The organism is Amycolatopsis sp. NPDC051373 (assembly GCF_040689465.1).
In the GTDB taxonomy this organism is placed as follows: Bacteria; Actinomycetota; Actinomycetes; order Mycobacteriales; family Pseudonocardiaceae; genus Amycolatopsis.
In genome coordinates, this window is record NZ_JBFBAE010000027.1 from 42102 (window position 1) to 56193 (window position 14092).

Annotated in this window: 13 protein-coding genes; 8 read left to right on the plus strand and 5 right to left on the minus strand. The window is 70.3% G+C overall.

Annotated elements, in window-relative coordinates; translation table 11 throughout:
* Nucleotides 1-9: 9 nt before the first annotated feature.
* The 3 genes from AB0383_RS38205 to AB0383_RS38215 form a co-directional block, all read right to left on the minus strand.
* Entirely contained in the window at nt 10-462 is a 453-nt protein-coding gene (locus AB0383_RS38205; RefSeq protein WP_364185176.1) for a GNAT family N-acetyltransferase, read from the minus strand.
* 57 nt (nt 463-519) lie between these two features.
* Nucleotides 520-1563: an MBL fold metallo-hydrolase gene (locus AB0383_RS38210; protein ID WP_364185174.1), complete on the minus strand. Its 1044-nt coding sequence runs from the start codon at nt 1561-1563 to the stop codon at nt 520-522.
* Between the two features lie 106 nt (nt 1564-1669).
* Nucleotides 1670-2374: a scramblase gene (locus AB0383_RS38215; protein ID WP_364185172.1), complete on the minus strand. Its 705-nt coding sequence runs from the start codon at nt 2372-2374 to the stop codon at nt 1670-1672.
* Between the two features lie 132 nt (nt 2375-2506).
* On the opposite strand from AB0383_RS38215, the gene AB0383_RS38220 reads away from it, so the two are divergent.
* Genes AB0383_RS38220 through AB0383_RS38235 form a run of 4 tightly spaced genes read left to right on the plus strand, consistent with a single transcriptional unit; the run spans nt 2507 to nt 6977 of the window.
* Nucleotides 2507-3544: a methionine synthase gene (locus tag AB0383_RS38220; RefSeq protein WP_366189875.1), complete on the plus strand. Its 1038-nt coding sequence runs from the start codon at nt 2507-2509 to the stop codon at nt 3542-3544.
* A 46-nt stretch (nt 3545-3590) separates the two neighbouring features.
* Nucleotides 3591-4307 (plus strand): hypothetical protein, encoded by a 717-nt coding sequence (locus AB0383_RS38225; RefSeq protein WP_366189876.1) that lies wholly within the window; start codon nt 3591-3593, stop codon nt 4305-4307.
* Between the two features lie 11 nt (nt 4308-4318).
* Nucleotides 4319-6493 carry an NAD-dependent DNA ligase LigA gene (ligA, locus tag AB0383_RS38230; protein ID WP_366189877.1) on the plus strand — a complete coding sequence of 725 codons (2175 nt, stop codon included), beginning with the start codon at nt 4319-4321 and terminating at the stop codon, nt 6491-6493.
* Nucleotides 6486-6977: a GNAT family N-acetyltransferase gene (locus AB0383_RS38235; RefSeq protein ID WP_364185164.1), complete on the plus strand. Its 492-nt coding sequence runs from the start codon at nt 6486-6488 to the stop codon at nt 6975-6977. The genes ligA and AB0383_RS38235 overlap by 8 nt, the downstream gene beginning before the upstream one ends.
* A gap of 551 nt (nt 6978-7528) precedes the next feature.
* Here AB0383_RS38235 and AB0383_RS38240 read toward each other — a convergent pair.
* A complete protein-coding gene (locus AB0383_RS38240; protein WP_220237598.1) occupies nt 7529-8182 on the minus strand; it encodes an amino acid-binding protein in 654 nt (217 codons plus the stop codon).
* Between the two features lie 221 nt (nt 8183-8403).
* On the opposite strand from AB0383_RS38240, the gene gatC reads away from it, so the two are divergent.
* The 4 genes from gatC to AB0383_RS38260 are packed head-to-tail and all read left to right on the plus strand — an operon-like array spanning nt 8404 to nt 12238.
* Entirely contained in the window at nt 8404-8703 is a 300-nt protein-coding gene (gene gatC / locus AB0383_RS38245) for an Asp-tRNA(Asn)/Glu-tRNA(Gln) amidotransferase subunit GatC (RefSeq protein ID WP_220237599.1), read from the plus strand.
* Nucleotides 8700-10217: an Asp-tRNA(Asn)/Glu-tRNA(Gln) amidotransferase subunit GatA gene (gene gatA, locus AB0383_RS38250; RefSeq protein WP_366189878.1), complete on the plus strand. Its 1518-nt coding sequence runs from the start codon at nt 8700-8702 to the stop codon at nt 10215-10217. The genes gatC and gatA overlap by 4 nt, the downstream gene beginning before the upstream one ends.
* Nucleotides 10214-11719, plus strand: a complete 1506-nt coding sequence (gene gatB / locus AB0383_RS38255; RefSeq protein WP_364185160.1) for an Asp-tRNA(Asn)/Glu-tRNA(Gln) amidotransferase subunit GatB — start codon at nt 10214-10216, stop codon at nt 11717-11719. Before gatA ends, gatB begins: the two co-directional genes overlap by 4 nt.
* A complete protein-coding gene (locus AB0383_RS38260) occupies nt 11720-12238 on the plus strand; it encodes a hypothetical protein (RefSeq protein WP_364185158.1) in 519 nt (172 codons plus the stop codon).
* A 639-nt stretch (nt 12239-12877) separates the two neighbouring features.
* Here the strand turns inward: AB0383_RS38260 and AB0383_RS38265 are convergent.
* Nucleotides 12878-14092: a PQQ-dependent sugar dehydrogenase gene (locus AB0383_RS38265; protein ID WP_364185156.1), complete on the minus strand. Its 1215-nt coding sequence runs from the start codon at nt 14090-14092 to the stop codon at nt 12878-12880.

Below are 14092 nucleotides of genomic sequence, written 5' to 3' on the forward strand. Positions count from 1 at the left end.
AGGAAGGGGTCAGAGGTGCAGCTTGAAACCGGTGTGGCTGGCCGCGAAACCGAGTCGTTCGTAGAACCGATGCGCTGCGGTCCGGGAGGTGTCGGAGGTGAGTTGCACCAAGGCGCATCCGCGCCGGCGGGCCTCGTCGATCGCCCATTGGATGAGGTCTGCACCGAGCCCGGCGCCTCGATGGTCGCTCCGAACCCGCACCGCTTCTATCTGCCCGCGCAGGGCGCCCTGACGCGCGAGGCCGGGGATGATCGTCAGTTGCAGCGTCGCCACGGGTTCGTCGTTCGACGTTGCCACGACCAGAAGCTGATGCGGGTCGGCGTCGATGGCTTCGAACGCGCGAAGGTAGGGCTCGAGGTCGTCGGCTGAGTCCCTGGTCGCGCCGAGTTGGTCGTCGACGAGCATGCGCACGATGGCCTCGACGTCATCGCGGCGGGCTTTTCTCACAGTGATACCGGGCATGGTGATCAGTATTCCAGCGTGGCCGTTGTGGTTTGAGCTGTCGCCGCTGGTGGCCGATCAGTTCGTCCGGTAGTGGCGAACTCCGTCGATCTGCTGGACCGTCAGCTTGTTCTGCGACACCAGGAGGTCGAGGTGGGCACCCGTTTCGAGGACGGCGAGCATCTGGTTGAACGCGTCCATTTCGGGCAGTTTGCGGCCACGGCGGGTCCAGCCCAGCCTGCTGGCGGTCTCGAACGCGGTGCTGGCTCCGGCGTCGACCTGGGCGGCCATCTTCTCGAGGCGCTGTCGGTGGTGTTCGAGCAGCTCGTCGATGCGTTTGTGCACGCTGTCCGCTACCGGGCCGTGCGCCGGCAGCATGCGCTGATCGGGCAGGGCGCGGACCAGGCGTAGTGAGTCGAGGTAGTCGTTGAGCGGCAACGCGGCCGGCACCGGCTGGAAGCCGATCGACGGCGTGATGTGGGGGAGGACGTGGTCGCCTGAGAACAACAGGCCTGCGGCATCGTCGAGGAAGACGACGTGGCCGGTGGTGTGGCCAGGGGTGTGTACCACTTCGAGCTCGCGGTTCGGCAGGACCCGGCGGCGGCCAGGAGTGAGCCACTCGTCCGGGTCCTCCCACAGGTCGAGGTCGGTGCGGCGGGGGACGTCGGCGAACATTCGCCCCAGAGCGGCGATGACTTCGTCGGCGCCGGAGTGGCGGAGGAGCTCGATCTGGGCGTGCATCGGGAGCTGGTCCGGGTCGGCGGTGACCTTCAGTGAAGGTTCCTCCAACTGGCCCAAGGAGATCTTGTTGCCGAATTCGCGCCGAAGGGCGACGGCTTGGGTGTAGTGGTCGCGGTGCACGTGAGTGACGAGGAACTCACGCACATCACCGAGTTCGGCGCCGATGCCCTTCAGCGCCTCGGCCAGGAGCTGGCGCGCTTCGGTGAGGGCCCAGCCGGAGTCGACGAGGGCGAGGGTCGTGCCGTCGGTGACGGCGTAGACGTTCACCGCGCGGAGGGCGTCGTTCGGCAACGGCAACGGGATCCGGTAGACGCCGGCGGCCACTTCGTAGACCCCGGGTTCTGTCCAGTTCCGGTTGCTGTCTTCGGGCAACGGCTCCACGGCGACCTCCGTCCAGGCAGGACTCCGACGTCCCGGCCTTTCGCCTCACATTGGGCCGTCACTGGCGTGGTGTCCACCTGGGCGGCCTGAGACAACGGTCACGTGCTCAGGAGGTCTGGCGGGTGAGGGCGGTGTCGATCGTGAGCGTCGTGGCGACGACCATGCTGGCCAGGGGTTCGGGCAGTTGGTGCGGGATTTCGACGAGGTAGGTGTCGCCGGCGACCGGCGAGGGCCCGGATGGCGGGCGGCTGACGCGGGCGACGTCGGTGTCGGCGTGGTTCTTGATGGTTACGTCCCACGCTTGCCGGCCGGAAGCGGCGACGCGGCCCACTGTGCGGCCGTCGACGACGAAGGTGAAGCGGGTCTCGCCCGGGGTGCGGGTGGGGACGATTTCGCCGATCGGGGTTTCGTCGGCGCGGGTGACGACGAAGCGCGTGCGCAGGTCCTTGGCCGGTCTCGCCACTTTCAGCACGGTGCTGTGGTTGGCGTCGCGGACTTCGAACTTGTGGTTGACGTACTGGTCGTACTTCGGCAACAGGCGCGCGGCCTTGTGCAGGAAGCCTTGGCTGACGTCGGCCACGCCGCCGACGCGAGTGCCGTCGCGGTCGAAGACGCTGAACTCCTCGGTGGTCTCGACGACCTCGGCGCGGCGGCTGACGATGAGGACAGCTTCGGTGAACAGGGTCCCGCCGAAGGAGCGGCCCGGGTAGCGGCGTTCAGGGATGCGCGGCTCGTCGTCCCACCGGCGCGGCCGGGTGGGACTCACCTCGTCGGGATGCCGGCCCGGCGGTGGTGGCGAGGAGCTCGTCATGGCCATCCAGAGTATCGCTGTCTCCGCGAATTCGGTGCTGGCAAAGGGATATGCGGCGAATGTCCGGCTCACTCGGGTGACCCCGGCGAGGGCGGTGGGAGGCATGCGGGTGGGTTCAGCGAGAATTCGCCCGTGACTGAACGAGCTTGGCCCGACGGCGCGGCCACCGCGATCGGCTCGATGCCCGGGGCGGACCCGGCCGAGGCGGCCGCCGTCGTGTTCGGCGAGCTGCCCGACTTCCCGCACCTGCCCGAGTTGCCGGGGCGTGGGGTGGGGGCCGACATCCTCGGTCGAACCGCGGCGCTGCTCGTGGACCTGGCCGTCGAGGTGGTGCCGAGCGGGTACCGCGTCGCGGGGAGGCCCGGGCACGATCACCGGCGGGGGCGCGACCTCCTGCAATGGGACCTCGACGCCGTGCAGGAAGCGCGTGAAAAAGCCGGCGTCGTGCCGCCGGTGTTCAAGACACAGGTGGCCGGGCCGTGGACGCTCGGTGCCGGCATCGAGCTGCCGCGCGGGCATCGGGTGCTCACCGACCGCGGTGCGTTGCGGGACTTCACCTCCTCGCTGCTGGACGGGCTCGCCCAGCACGTCGCCGAGCTGAAGGCGCGCATCGGGGCGCCGATCGTCGTGCAGATCGACGAGCCGTCGTTGCCGGCGGTGCTTGCCGGGAGCCTGTCGACGCCGTCGGGCTACGGCAACGTGGCAGCAGTCCCCGAGCCGGAAGCGCGGGAGCTCCTGTCGACCATGATCGAGGGCGTGCGGGCGATCACGGACCAGCCCGTCGTCGTGCACTGTTGCGCGCCGAAGCCGCCGCTCGCGCTGCTCAGGGCCGCCGGCGCGGACGCCATCGCGTTCGACGTCACGCTGCTCGGCAAGGCGTCGGCGGAGATGCTGGACGCGATCGGCGAAACGTGGGACAGCGGCACGTCGCTGTTCCTCGGCCTCGTCCCGGCGACGAACCCCGGTACGCGCCCGACGCTGAAGGACGTCGCCGACCCCGCGTTCAGGCTCGTGGACCGCCTCGGCTTCAACCGGTCGATCTTGGCCGAACGCGCCGTCCCGACGCCGACCTGCGGCATGGCCGGCGCGACGAACGAGTGGATGCGCCGCGCGCTCGCCCTCACCCGCGAACTCGGCAAGGCCTTCGTGGAGCCGCCCGAAGCGTGGTGAGCGCGCGGTAGCGTGTCGGTCAACGATCGACAACGGGGGATGTTCCATGGGCCTGTTCCGCCGCCGCGCTGCCCGCGCCGACACCGACGCCAAAGCCGCGCCGCCCGACCCGCGCACGCCGTGGCCGGCCCAGCTCGTGCCGTCCGACGCCGAGGCGGCCGCGGCGAAGTTCTGGGAAGGCTGGTTCGAGCTCCTCCCCGTGGTCAACGCGGCCTTGGGCGACCGCGAACCGCACCGCGTCGAGCACGACCTCTGCTTGCTGGTCGAGGCCCTGCACCCGCGGCTGCACTTCTCGCTCGAACGCGGCCGTCAGGCCATCTACGCCCTCGTGGTCACCGGCCAGGAGGACCCGGAGCTGCGGCCGTTCACCGACGCCTGGAAGGCCGCCGCCCCGCCGGACGACGCCATCTGGGAGCACCACGACTCCGTGCCGCCGGTCCCTGACCCGACCGAGGTCACGGTGAACCTCGGCGACCACCGCATCTCGCTGGCCGACGTGCGTGTCGTCGCGCAGGTGGACGAGGACGTGGTCGATGTGGCCGTCTACCACCCCGCGCTGGCCGACCTCGAGCCGGCTGCGCGCACCACCATGACCTTCCTCCCTCTGGACGCCACCCTCGGTGAGCGCGTCGCCGCCGAACGGCTACGCCGCGTCGAGACAGCGGAGACAGAACCGGCGGGCACGATCAGCCTCCTGGAGCTCCGTGACCTGGTCCTGGGTCTGAACGGGCGAGAGGACGAAACTGTCGGCACCTCCGGCTAGGGTTACCACCCGTGAGCAGCGACCTTCCCCACGACCAGTTGGCCGCCCCCGCCGAACCGGCAGTGGCGGCCCAGGACGTCACCGACGTGCCCGCCGACGTGCGCGAACGCCACGGCGCCCTCGCCGAGGACGTCCGCGGGCATCAGTTCCGCTACTACGTGCTGGACTCGCCCATCGTCTCCGACGGGCAGTTCGACGCGCTCCTCGGCGAGCTGCAGGCGCTCGAGGACGAGTACCCGGCGCTGGTCACGCCGGATTCGCCGACGCAGAACGTCGGCGGCACGTTCTCCACCGGGTTCACCGCGTACGACCACCTCGAACGCATGCTGAGCCTGGACAACGTCTTCGACACCGACGAGTTCCTCACCTGGGTGGAGCGCGTCGAGAAGGAAATCGGCTCCACGGAGTACCTGGCCGAGCTGAAGATCGACGGCCTGGCCATCAACCTCCTCTACGAGGACGGCAAGCTCACGCGCGGCCTGACCCGCGGCGACGGCCGCACGGGCGAAGACGTCACGCTCAACATCCGCACGCTGGAGCAGGTCCCCGACGAGCTGACCGGCACCGACGAGTTCCCCGTGCCGAAGCTCATCGAGGTGCGCGGCGAGGTCTTCTTCCGCGTCGAGGACTTTCTGGAGCTCAACGCGAAGATGGTCGAAGCGGGCAAGCCGCCGTACGCGAACCCGCGCAACACAGCCGCGGGGTCGTTGCGGCAGAAGGACCCGCGCATCACCAAGGAACGCCGGCTGCGGCTGATCTGCCACGGCCTGGGCAAGCGCGAGGGCTTCGAGCCGGTCACACAGTCGCACGCGTACGACGCGCTCGTGGCGTGGGGACTGCCGGTTTCGCCGCACACTCGCGTGCTGCACACGGCGAAGGAGCTCACCGACCACATCGCGTATTGGGGCGAGCACCGGCACGACGCCGAGCACGAGATCGACGGCGTCGTGATCAAGGTCGACCAGGTCGCGCTGCAACGCCGGCTGGGCACCACTTCGCGTGCGCCGCGCTGGGCGATCGCCTACAAGTACGCGCCGGAAGAGGCGATCACGACGTTGCTCGACATCCAGGTGGGCGTCGGGCGCACGGGGCGCGTCACGCCGTTCGCCGTCACGGAGCCGGTGAAGGTCGCAGGTTCGACGGTGGCGCGCGCGACGCTGCACAACGCGGAAGAGGTCAAGCGCAAGGGCGTGCTGATCGGCGACCGCATCGTGATCCGCAAGGCGGGCGACGTCATCCCCGAGGTGATGGGACCGGTCGTCGACGCGCGCACGGGCGACGAGCGCGAGTTCGTCATGCCCACGCACTGCCCGGAATGCGGCACGGAACTCGCCTACCAGAAGGAAGGCGACAAGGACATCCGCTGCCCGAACACCCGTTTCTGCCCCGCGCAGCTGCGGGAACGGCTGTTCCACCTGGCCGGTCGCGGCGCATTCGACATCGAGGTGCTCGGGTACGAGGCGGCTGTCGCGCTGCTCGACGCGCGTGTGGTCGCCGACGAGGGCGACGTGTTCGACCTCAGCGAGGACGCGCTGTCCGAGGTGGAGTTGTTTCGCACCAACGCAGGGGACCTCTCGGCCAACGCGCGCAAGCTCCTGGCGAACCTCGACGTGGCGAAGGACCGTCCCCTGTGGAAGGTGATCGTCGCGCTGTCGATCCGCCACGTCGGACCCACGGCGGCGCAGGCGCTGGCGCGCGAGTTCGGCTCGATCGAGCGCGTCGAGGAGGCGAGCGAGGAGGAGCTCGCCGACGTCGACGGCGTCGGGCCGACCATCGCACACGCCGTGCAGGAGTGGTTCGAGGTCGACTGGCACCGGGAGATCGTCGAAAAATGGCGACGCGCCGGCGTGCGGATGGAAGAGGAACGCGACGACTCGATCCCGCGTCACCTCGAGGGGCTGTCGATCGTGGTCACGGGCTCGCTCGACGGGTTCTCCCGCGACGAGGCCAAGGAGGCCATCATGGCCCGCGGCGGGAAGGCGGCTGGGTCGGTGTCGAAGAAGACGGCGTTCGTCGTGGCGGGCGAGGCGCCGGGGTCGAAGTACGAGAAGGCCGTGCAGCTCAAGGTGCCGGTGCTGGACGAGGGCGGCTTCCGCGTGCTGCTGGAGCGGGGTCCGGACGCGGCCGCCGAGGTGGCGCTGGATACCGGCACCGCTGTGCCGGACGAGGAGCCCTCCGATGGGTGACGTCGAGATCAGGGTGCCGCGGGCCGAGGAGCTCGCGGCGGTGGGGGAGCTGACGGTCGAGGCGTACCGCCTGGACGGCCTGCTCTCCGACGAGGTCGGGTACGAGAACGAGCTGCGCGACGTCGCGCACCGGGCGGAGCACGCCGAGCTGCTGGTGGCTGTCGATGGCGACGCGGTTCTCGGGACGGTCGCGGTGGTGCGACCGGGCACGTCGTACGCGGAGATCTCGCGTGAGGGTGAGCTGGAGTTCCGGATGCTGGCCGTCGCCGGTTCCGCGCGTGGGCGTGGGATCGGCGAGGCGCTCACGCGGGCGGTGCTGGAACGGGCGCGGGAGCTGGGGTTGGGGAAGGTCGTGTTGAGCAGTCTCGATCGGATGCGGACGGCTCATCGGCTGTACGAGCGCATAGGGTTTCGGCGGTTGCCGGAGCGGGATTGGAAGCCGTTTCCGAACATCAGCTTGATCGCGTATGAGTACGATTTGTAGACTGTTTCGGCTGGTCAGGGTCTTTTGCCGCTGAGGGGCGACGGTTTGGGCCAGGCGCGAATCGGGTGCCCGGACGGACGTGGGCAGGGTTTGATTGCCGGCCTGATTGTGGCGGCGGATCTCATGGGCCCGCGGGGTGCTGCGGTGCTCGGCAGCGGACCCGCGTCGGCGACGGCTGGGCGAGCGGCCGGAGCGCCGGGAGGCCGTAGCCCGCCAGCTTAGATTGTCGTCGCACATCGGCAACGCCACGGATCGGTGTCGCCGATCCGTGGCGGCGACGGCTGGGCGGGCGAGCGGCCCGAGCGCCATGAGGCCGTGGTTTGCCGGCTTGGAGTGTTGCCGCCCGTCGGCAACACCACGGATCGGTGTCGCCGACGGGCGGGCGTGCTCGCGCGTGGATTGGTCGGCGCTTCTCGGCTGAGGTGTCATTGCCCGTCAGCGAAGACCCCGTCGAACGGTCCGAAGAGTCGCCCTGAGGGGACCGTGGCTCGCCGACGCAAGGCATCGCCGTTCTGTGGCGAATCCCAGCTCAGCGCCCGAGACGGGACCCGTCAGCCGTCCAGGACGACGGCGACGATGCCGGCGAAGTGCGCCAGGCGAGCGACCTCCGCGGCGCGGAAGTTGGGGCCTCCGGGCCGGGCCACGAGAAGAGCCTTGCCCGGCTTGCCCAGTGGCGTCGCCGCGAGCTCCGTGCCCAACTCCTTCCACGTCTCCGGGATCCAGTCCTCTTCGCCGTCGAGAACGGTAGCGCGCTCCAGCGGCAGCCAGGGCAGGTCCGTGAACGGGTTCTCCGGCGCCGCGCTCGACGAAGCCAGCCGCCGCGTGCCCGATTCCCGGTGTTCCACGACGACGGCCCAACCGGCGCGGATGATTTTCGGCACACCTTCGGCAAGCAGGTCGAGCCCGGTCTTCGGCTGGGCCGCGATCTCCTCGACCAGCTCCAGCTCGCGGTGGGTGTCCAGAATCCCGGCGTACGGCCGGACGGCGTCGACCTCGACGCCTTCGATGCTCTCGGCCGCGGTGATGAGGGCGTCCGGCAGCCGGCCGGACGGGAGCTCGACCACGAGGTCGTCGATGGCGACCCCGCCGCCGCGCTCCACGACGTCGACGCTGAGGATGTCGGCGCCGACGGTGCCGAGCGCCGTCGCGACAGCGCCGAGGGTGCCGGGGGAGTCCGGAAGCTGGACCCGCAGCAGGAACGACACCACACGCCCCTCTCGCCTCAGGCGTTCCGCCTTGTCGCGGAACGCGGTAACCGGGCGCCGATTGTGACAGACCGGGTAGTGCTTGGGGACCGCTGTCCGGCGAACGGGACACCCCGGGTCGCAGCAGGTCCGGCCATAACCCGGTCGAGCCGTCCGGCGCCGCCACCATAGACTTGCAGCTTCCGACCGCACCCGCACAGCACACCCCGGGAGTCACCCGCGTGCCCAACATTTCCCGAGACGAGGTCGCGCACCTCGCCAAGCTGGCCAGGCTGGCCGTCACCGATGACGAGCTGGACGTCTTCGCGGGCCAGCTCGACCAGATCCTGGACTCGGTGGCGAAGGTGAGTCAGGTCGCCGCGGCAGACGTCCCGCCGACCTCGCACTCCGTGCCGCTGACGAACGTCTTCCGCGAGGACGAGATCCGCCCCTGCCTGACGCAGCAGCAGGCACTGGCCGGCGCGCCGGCCGCCGAGGAGGGCCGGTTCCGGGTGCCGCGGATTCTGGGAGAAGAACAGTGAGCGAACTCGTCAAGCTGACCGCCGCCGAGCTGGCGGCGAAGATCCATGCGCGAGAGGTCTCCGCGGTCGAGGTCACCCAGGCGCACCTGGACCGGATCGCCGAGGTCGACGCCCACGTCCACGCGTTCCTGCACGTCGACACGGAAGGCGCGCTCGGCGCGGCCAAGTCTGTCGACGAGAAGCTGGCCGCGGGGGAGCAGCCCGCGTCGTCGCTGGCGGGCGTGCCGCTGGCGCTGAAGGACGTGCTGACCACCGAGGGCATCCCCACCACGTGCGGTTCGCGCACGCTTGAGGGGTGGATCCCTCCGTACGACGCGACGGTTACGCGCAGGCTGCGCGAAGCCGGCGTCGTCATCCTCGGCAAGACGAACATGGACGAGTTCGCCATGGGTTCGTCCACGGAGAACTCCGCCTTCGGCCCCACGCACAACCCCTGGGACCACGCCCGCATTCCGGGCGGTTCGGGCGGTGGCTCGTCGGCGTCGATCGCGGCATTCGAGGCCGCGCTGGCCATCGGCACGGACACGGGCGGCTCGATCCGCCAGCCGGGCGCCGTCACGGGCACGGTCGGCGTGAAGCCGACGTATGGCGGGGTTTCGCGCTACGGCCTCGTCGCCTTCTCGTCGTCGCTCGACCAGGCCGGCCCGTGCGCGCGCACGGTGCTCGACGCCGCGTTGCTGCACGAGCTCATCGCCGGCTACGACCCGATGGACTCGACGTCGATCGACGCACCGGTCCCGCCGGTCGTCGCCGCGGCGCGCGAAGGGGCCACTGGCGACCTCGAGGGCGTGCGCGTCGGCGTGGTGAAGGAGTTCGCCGGCGACGGGTACCAGGCCGGCGTGCTGCGGTCGTTCCACGCCGCCGTCGAGCAGCTGCGCGCGCTGGGCGCCGAAGTGGTCGAGGTCTCGTGCCCGCACTTCGTCTACGCGCTGCCCGCGTACTACCTGATCGCGCCGAGCGAGGCGTCGTCGAACCTCGCGCGGTTCGACGCGATGCGCTACGGCCTGCGCGTGGCCGACGACGGCACGCACAGCGCCGAAGAAGTCATGTCGCTGACGCGCGAAAAGGGCTTCGGCGCCGAGGTGAAGCGCCGCATCATGCTGGGCACGTACGCGCTTTCGTCGGGCTACTACGACGCCTACTACGGCTCGGCCCAGAAGGTGCGCACGCTCATCACGCAGGACTTCACCTCCGCGTTCGAGCAGGTGGACGTGCTCGTGTCGCCGACCACGCCGACCACGGCGTTCAAGATCGGCGAACGCGTGGACGACCCGATGGCGATGTACCTCGCCGACCTCTGCACCATCCCGTCGAACCTCGCGGGCAACGCCGCCATGAGCGTCCCGAGTGGACTGTCCGACGAGGACGGCCTGCCGGTCGGCCTGCAGATCATGGCCCCGGCGCTCGCCGACGACCGGCTCTACCGCGTCGGCGCCGCCTACGAGGCCGCACGCGACGCCGCCGCCGGCGGGTCGCTCGTGCACCAGGTCCCGGAGCTGGGAGGAACGAAGTGACTGCCGTGGCCGAGTTGATGGACTACGCCGAGGTCATCGAGCGCTTCGACCCGGTGCTCGGGCTCGAGGTCCACGTCGAGCTCAACACGAAGACGAAGATGTTCTGCGGCTGCGCCAACGAGTTCGGCGGCGAGCCGAACACGAAGACGTGCCCCACGTGCCTGGGCCTGCCCGGCGCGCTGCCCGTGGTGAACGGCAAGGCCGTGGAGGGCGCGATCCGCATCGGGCTGGCGCTCAACTGCGAGATCGCCGAGTGGTGCCGCTTCGCGCGGAAGAACTACTTCTACCCGGACCAGCCGAAGAACTTCCAGACCTCGCAGTACGACGAGCCGATCGCCTTCAACGGCTACCTCGACGTCACGCTCGACGACGGCGAGGTCGTGCGCGTGGAGATCGAGCGCGCGCACATGGAGGAGGACACCGGCAAGTCGCTGCACATGGGCGGCGCGACCGGCCGGATCCACGGCGCGGACTATTCGCTGCTGGACTACAACCGCGCGGGCGTGCCGCTGATCGAGATCGTCACGAAGCCGATCGAGGGCACCGGCGAGAGGGCGCCGGAGGTGGCGCGCGCGTACGTCTCGGCGCTGCGTGACCTGCTGCGGGCGCTCGACGTGTCCGACGTCCGCATGGACCAGGGGTCCCTTCGCTGCGACGCGAACGTGTCGCTGATGGACAAGGACGCCACCGAGTTCGGCACACGCACAGAGACGAAGAACGTCAACTCGCTGCGCAGCGTCGAGCGCGCCGTGCGGTACGAGATGACGCGCCAGGCGGCGATTCTCGCGGGCGGCGGCTCGATCAAGCAGGAGACGCGGCACTTCCAGGAGGCCGACGGCACCACGTCCGGCGGGCGCACCAAGGAGACCGCGGAGGACTACCGGTACTTCCCGGAGCCCGACCTGGTCCCGATCGCGCCCGCGCGCGACTGGGTCGAGGAGCTGCGCAAGACGCTGCCGGAGATGCCGGCCGAGCGGCGAAAGCGGATCCAGACCGAGTGGAACCTGTCGGACGAAGCGTTGCGCGACCTGCTGAACGTCGGCGCCGTCGACCTCGTTGCGGCCACGGTCGAGGCCGGCGCGAAGCCGGACGAAGCCCGCGGCTGGTGGGTCAACACGCTGGCGCAGGAGGCGAACACGCGCGAGGTCGAGCTCGCCGAGCTGGCGATCACGCCGGTGCAGGTGGCCGAGGTGATCGCGCTCGTGTCCTCGGGTGAGCTGACGAACAAGCTCGCCAAGGAGGTCGTGCAGGGCGTGCTCGCCGGCGAGGGTTCGCCGCGCGAGGTGGTGGACAAGCGCGGGCTGAAGGTCGTTTCCGACGACTCCGCGCTGATCGCCGCCGTGGACGAGGCGCTGGCCTCACAACCGGACGTCGCGGAGAAGATCCGCGGCGGCAAGGTCGCCGCGGTGGGCGCGATTGTCGGCGCGGTCATGAAGGCCACCAAGGGCCAGGCCGACGCCAAGCGCGTGCGCGAGCTCATCATCGAGCGCGTCGGTTCCTGAGTGGCGTTCTCCGTCAAACGCGTTACGTGGCGTGAGTGGCTCGGTCTGGGGGCCGGGCTGCTCGCGCTCGTGGCGGTGTTTCTTCCCTGGACGGTCCTCACCGCCGACACGGCGACGGCCGACGTTCGTGATGCCTTCAACTCCCTGCCCCACGATGACGTCGTGCGCTCGGCCTGGCACTCGGACTTCTTCTCGTGGTTCCCGCCGCTGGTGCTGGTGCTGGTCGGCCTCGTGGTGGTGTTCTTCGGACAGGTCAGGAAGGTCCGGGTCAGCGGCCTGCCGCACCTGTGGCTCGTCGCGGGCCTCGCCGCGCTGCTGCTCATGGTCATCGGCTGGACGACGCTGGACTGGGTCTTCGACAGCGACCAGCGGGCGTTCCTGGAAACCGCCGGCGTGATGATCAACCCGGGGGTTGGCCGGTACGTCGCGCTGCTCGCCGTGCTGGTGTCGATCGCCGCGTCGATCCTGGACATCCGGGCAGCGCGGACGGAAAGCCGGGCCCCACGGTCTCGCCGCTGAGGGGCGAAACCGCCGTTGCCTCAACGGCGACGGTCGCTTCGCCTCCGAGGGGCAACGCGATTCGCGTCTCAATGGCGATTGCCGGCTCGCCTAGGAACGGCAGCCGGGATTGGCCGCTGAATGGCGACTGCTGCCGTTTCGCCGTGAGCGGCAACATGATTCGCCGCTGAACGGCGACCGCCGGCTCGCCTGGGAACGGCGACCGGGATTTGCCACTGAGCGGCGACTGCTGCTGCTTCGCCTGGGAACGGCAACGCGATTCGCCACCGAGCGGCGACTGCCGCTTCACCAGGGAATGGCGGCCGGATTGGCCGCTGAGTGGCGACTGCCGCGTGGCCTGGGACCTGCAACTGGATTCGCCGCTGAACGGCGACAGTCGACTCGACTCGGAACGGCGACCGCAATTCACCGCCCAGTGGCGACCGCTGCGGCGCCGAGGTGCGGCGACCAATCGCCGCCGAACGGCGAACGGCTTCGCGCTATCGAGAGGTGGCTGGAGTCCGGGCGTTCGTCGGCGGATGGCGACGCGCTCGGGCCGGGTAGCTGAGGCAACGAGCCGGGGCGAAGACCACCTGGAACCGCCCGTCGCCGCTCAACGGCGACACCCACAAACCCCCCAGGCCAGGCCGAAGCCGGACCTCAGTCCTTCCCCGGACCGACTTCGGTTTGGACGAGCGTGATGAGGACGACGCGGTCGTCGCTCGAGACGGGTTTGCCGCCGTCCTTGTTGGTGGTGCCGGCGACCGCCAGCTGGGGGCTGATCATGCTCATGGCGGCGAGGCGGCCATACGTCGTGGGGGGCTTACCCTTGCCGTCGAGGCTGACGCTGGGTTTGCCGGTCACAGCGCCGTCCGGGTTGACCGGCAAGTTCTGCAGGCCGACTGACGACGCGATGCTCAGGAGGCCGTCCAGGTCGGAGAAGTCGGCACAGCCTCGGACGCCCGGCTTGTCCGGCCAGGTCCACGCGGGCGTCGACAGGGCCTGGCCCGCCTGGACGCGGTACAGCGCGTCGGGGCCGGCGGTCTGGTCGGTTGCCCATACGCGCTTGCCGTCGGGGGAGGTGCAGAGGCCGCCCGGGGCGTGGAGGCCCGAGGCGTACACGGCGGAGCCCGCGGTCGGGTTGCCGGCGGCCGGGCTGCCCGATGTGTCGATGCGCAGCACCTTGCCCGCCAGCGACTTCGGGTCGGCCGCAGACGCGGGGTTGCCCGCGTCGCCCGTCGCGACGAGCAGGGCGCCGCGGCCGTCGCCGACGAGGGCGCCGCGGTTGCCGGTCGTGCCCTTCGGGATGCCCGTGAGCACCGGCTTCGGCGGCTGGCCCTTCGCGAAGCGCACGACGCGGTTGTCGGTCGCCGTGGTGATGTACGCGAACACCAGCTGGTCCTCGACGTAGCTCGGCGACAGCGCAAGCGAGGTCAGGCCGCCGTCACCGGTCGCGACGACGTCAAGCTGCTCGAACGGCGTCGCGTCGTGGCCGGCTGTGGCGAGAACCACGCGGCCCGATTTCCGTTCACCGGCGAGAGCCGCCGGAGTCGAGCCGTCGCCCGGGAGGCCGGCGACGGCCGCGACCGTGTCCAGGCACGTGGCGATCACGGCCTTGTCGAAGTCCTTGCACCCCTGCGGCGGCGGGATCGGCGTGGGCGACTGCTGCTGACCGCCCTGGCCCACGCCGCCTTGGCCGTCGCCGGACGGGTCGTTCGGGTCCTGCACCTGCGGCGGCGACTCGGGGCTGGGCACCGGGGCGGCGCTGAACGTCTGGCCGGCCGCGGTGTCGTCGAACCGCGCGCAGCCCGACAGCAGGAGTCCGCCAGAGGCGAGAAGGGCCAGCGGCGCCGACCACCGGTACCGGGTACGCAT